Annotated in this window: 4 protein-coding genes and 1 pseudogene; 4 read left to right on the top strand and 1 reads right to left on the bottom strand. The window is 27.2% G+C overall.

Annotated features, from left to right (window positions below):
- Positions 1 to 276: 276 nt before the first annotated feature.
- On the bottom strand, positions 277 to 963 hold the full coding sequence (locus HMPREF2586_RS00220) for a DUF536 domain-containing protein (protein WP_063489118.1): 687 nt from the start codon (positions 961 to 963) through the stop codon (positions 277 to 279).
- Between the two features lie 514 nt (positions 964 to 1,477).
- Here HMPREF2586_RS00220 and HMPREF2586_RS00215 point away from each other — a divergent pair.
- The 4 genes and pseudogenes from HMPREF2586_RS00215 (at position 1,478) to HMPREF2586_RS00205 (ending at position 3,898) form a co-directional block, all read left to right on the top strand.
- Complete coding sequence (locus HMPREF2586_RS00215; RefSeq protein ID WP_063489117.1) at positions 1,478 to 2,449, top strand: replication initiator protein A; 972 nt, start codon at positions 1,478 to 1,480, stop codon at positions 2,447 to 2,449.
- A 16-nt stretch (positions 2,450 to 2,465) separates the two neighbouring features.
- Positions 2,466 to 2,747: pseudogene (locus tag HMPREF2586_RS12545) on the top strand (protein rep); the annotation flags it as partial.
- 533 nt (positions 2,748 to 3,280) lie between these two features.
- The gene (locus HMPREF2586_RS12780) at positions 3,281 to 3,448 is read left to right on the top strand and encodes a hypothetical protein (protein ID WP_176747365.1); all 168 of its coding nucleotides are present in this window, start codon (positions 3,281 to 3,283) and stop codon (positions 3,446 to 3,448) included.
- A 21-nt stretch (positions 3,449 to 3,469) separates the two neighbouring features.
- A complete protein-coding gene (locus tag HMPREF2586_RS00205; RefSeq protein ID WP_063489132.1) occupies positions 3,470 to 3,898 on the top strand; it encodes an Hsp20/alpha crystallin family protein in 429 nt (142 codons plus the stop codon).
- Positions 3,899 to 3,937: the final 39 nt, after the last annotated feature.

Genomic DNA, 3,937 nt, shown 5'->3' with positions numbered 1-3,937 from the left:
GGTTAGCTATATTTTTTTACTTTGCAACAGAACCTTAAATGAACTAACTAGCATATTTTATACAAAATCTACACGAAATAACATAGATGTAAATTTAAAAGTTATAACAAAATAATCAAACCATTAATTGCTACTTGTAGATAAAATTATCTACAAACCCTCGACCTCTTACCAAAGGTCGAGGGTTAAATTTACATAATCGATGATTATCAGAAGTTCGATTCACATAAAAAAGCACGACAAGTTTATGAACTTGTCGTGCCTTTTTTATTACAATTAATTACCAAATAAACGACTCCAAAACCCTTTTTTAGGGGTCTGTTCTCCCCTATCAGCAGTCTCACTCTCTATTTCTTCAGATAGTTTATCATCTTTTGGGAACTCATCTTCTTTTATACTGTCACCCTTTTCCTCTTCAGCTACATCTTTATGTTGTACTTCTGTTGGATGTTCATTTTCTTGTTCTTGATCAATATCTTTAGATTCTTCAGTAAATGTTGCTTCTTGTGAATTAACGTTTTGTCTATCATTAACAGATGTATCAAAGGAATAATTAAGCTGTCTTTCTTCCTCTAATTGATTCTCCAATTTTTGAATCTTTTTATTACTTTCTAAAGCTAATATTTGCTGATTCTCTAAAAGTCTATTAAGTGTATTTATTTGCTCTTTATCTCTATTTGATTGTTCTTTATATATAGCTACTTGGTTATATAATTGTTTTATTGTCTCATCTTTCACCAGGTTATCATTATTAGGTTCAGCTTCTTCTTTTTTTTCACCTTCAAAATCATCATTCTTATTTTGATTTTTTCTTATTCGGTTTACTACTATAGTTTCATCTTCACCGGATAAGTAATTTACGTTATCGATTTTTTGAAATTTTACATTTGCTTTTTTAGCATTATTATAAACAGTCATTTTTGTTACGTTTAATTCATCGGCAATTTCCTTCATACTTTTCATATAATGGCCTCCATATAATTATACATATGACATTTATACCATTATATAGCTATTATACTTGTTATTACAAGGACATATAATTCATTATACATATAGCTATATATGGTTATACGTATAACTATATAGGATTATATGTATAAACTTTCAACCCTATATGTATAGGTGTTATATACCCTTTATACTTGCTATATAAGCGTTTATACGCTGTTATATGACATAACCATATAAAGGTATTATACGAAGTTTTATCTTTTTTGAAAATGCATACATCCAAATGTATATAAACAATTTAACAAAGCTTTTAAAAGTGTTATTATAAATATATATAAAAGAAACCCAACTACGGGAATAGTCAGGTTTTTTCGGTAATAAAACAAGTGATTTGTTTGTTTATATATTTGTTATATTCTTATTATATATTCTAAGAATTATTAGTGCAAGTCGAATACATATAAACTTACTTATAGCTTTTTATTACCTCTTTTAGAAATTTAAATATGAAAGAGGTTTTTGTATGTCCAACTTTAACATTAAAGAAATCCAAAAAGAGAAATTTTATCAATTACCTAAAGTGTTTTTTACGAATCCTAAATATGTTAATTTGTCTAACGATGCAAAAATAACATGGTCAATATTAAGAGATCGTTTAGATTTATCTATAAGAAATAATTGGGTAGATAAAAATGGAGATATATTTTTTATTTATACCAATGAAAAGCTTAAATCTATTTTAAATATTAGTAGTCCAAATAAGTTATCTAAAATTAAAAAAGAATTAACTCAAGCTGATTTATTCAATCAAATAAGAGTAGGTTTAAATAAACCTAATAAATTATATATTAAAAAACCGGAAGTAACAGAAGCTGATGTATATTATATTTCACAACAAGAAAATGATATAGAACAGCGTAATAACACGGACGTATCAAATTCATACGTCCAGAAATATGATAATGATACATCAAGAAATATTAATTTAATACATCATGACATATCAAAAGAATACACTAATGATACTGACTTAAGTAATACTGATTATATAGAGACTGAGAATAATGATACGCATGATATGAATGATACATATAACAATTCAACAAACCACAATCATTCGAATCATACAAATCATCAACAAACCGAATTTAATAATGATGCACTTAAATTCCAAGTTCTCGAAGAATTGCCACAACAAATCAAAGATTACTTAAGTAATTTTGAAATTAGAGAAATTCGTATTATTAAAAGTGTTTTACTCAAAGGGAAGAAATCATTTAATAATGCACATGATACCTATTATCGTTTAGAAGATGTTGAATTTGAAATTGTCAGTGTCTTAAAACGTTTTAAAGCGATGCTGCTACAAAAGAATGAAACCGTTGAAGCTATGCAAGGATATTTAATGCAATCGATTAAAGCTGAACTTGAAGAAATACACGCACTTAATATGCGTCGTCAAAACATGAAACAACATAATATCTTTAACCAATAATTTAGATAATTTTACAGCAATCAAAGAAACCTCTAAATATTCGGTTAAGTCATCTGATTTTTTAACTGATGATGAAAGAAATCAAGAAATCGTGAATGACTTGGAAAAAGGTTTATACCGAAAACATATGTTGAGTTATGGTGGATTGCTTAAACAAAAACATAAAATTTTAAATTTAGACGATGCCGAAGATGGCAATTTAATTAATACAAGTAACGAAGAAGAAAAAGCACATTCAATTACGGCAATTTGGAATTTTGAAAAACAAAATTATTACTTAAAAGATTTGAAACGTTAGCTTAAAAGCTAGCGTTTTTTTATGTATTTTTGCCCCTGCGGGAACTATAGCGTTCAACTGGCATGGTTGCCCAGTTTTTATCGCAAAAAATAATTTTGTGCGTAAATGGGCAGTGTCTCAAAAATTCGACACTGGTTTTGCTCAAATTTTTGTTTATGAAAATAGCATATATTTATTTGGCTCATATTTGCGTTTTAAGAGCTTATATATGTTTTTAGGCATAAAACTATATGATTTACCCCTAAATCTTTAAAATACCCCCTTAAAATTCAAAATAAAGGTATTTAAATTTTAAATCGTTCTTGTGATAGAGCTTACTTAAAAAGGAGCGTTTACTATGTCTATTTTAATGTGGATTGGGATTTTTGTTGCAGTTTTTATTGGTGGTATTGGAGTGTTTTTATCTTACTATTTTGGAGAAAAGAAAAATAAATAGACCACGTATTTATGCCGAGAAAATTTATTGACCAACTTTGACCTTTATGTTATATACATAGTGAAAATAGTTATATGCTTTATAGGGAGGGGTTGATATGAATTTAGATAAAAATTCAAAAAAACTAATTCCTTTTAAGAATATGTCTAATTTTGATGGTGTATTTGAATTTAGCCCTTTTGTTGAATTCGAATTCAACAGTAATTGGGAAGCGTATTTAAATGATTTGGATTATGTCAAAAATATTAATCAAAAAATAGGTTAAATATGATAAGGAGTGATTGTTATGACTTATGATTTAAAACCATTTGGAAGAGATTATTTTGATATGACACCTAGTGAATTATTTAGAGATTTTGGAAGACAATTTTTTAGTAATTTCCCTGATGAACAAGGTATAAAAACTGATATTAGTGAAAAAGACGATAGATATGAATTAAAAGCAGAGCTTCCAGGGTTTTCAAAAGACCAAATAGATATTTCTTATGAAAATGATATGCTAATAATTTCTGCTGAAAATAATCAGGTAAATGAAGAAAAAGATGATGAAGGGAAAGTCATTCAAAAAGAAAGATCTTATAGTAATGTGAAGAGAATGTATTCACTTAATAATATAGATGAAGATAATATTGAGGCTAAATTTGAAGATGGTATTTTATCTGTAGATTTACCAAAAACTGAAAATAATCAAAGAAAAGTAATAGATATCAAGTGATAGTTAAAAAGAGATGTGAAAATATTTTCACATCTCTTT

It is taken from the genome of Staphylococcus sp. HMSC034G07 (assembly GCF_001835975.1).
GTDB lineage: Bacteria > Bacillota > Bacilli > Staphylococcales > Staphylococcaceae > Staphylococcus > Staphylococcus ureilyticus.
The sequence above is the reverse complement of the archived record's forward strand: the minus strand, read 5'-3'. Positions and strand labels throughout refer to the sequence as shown.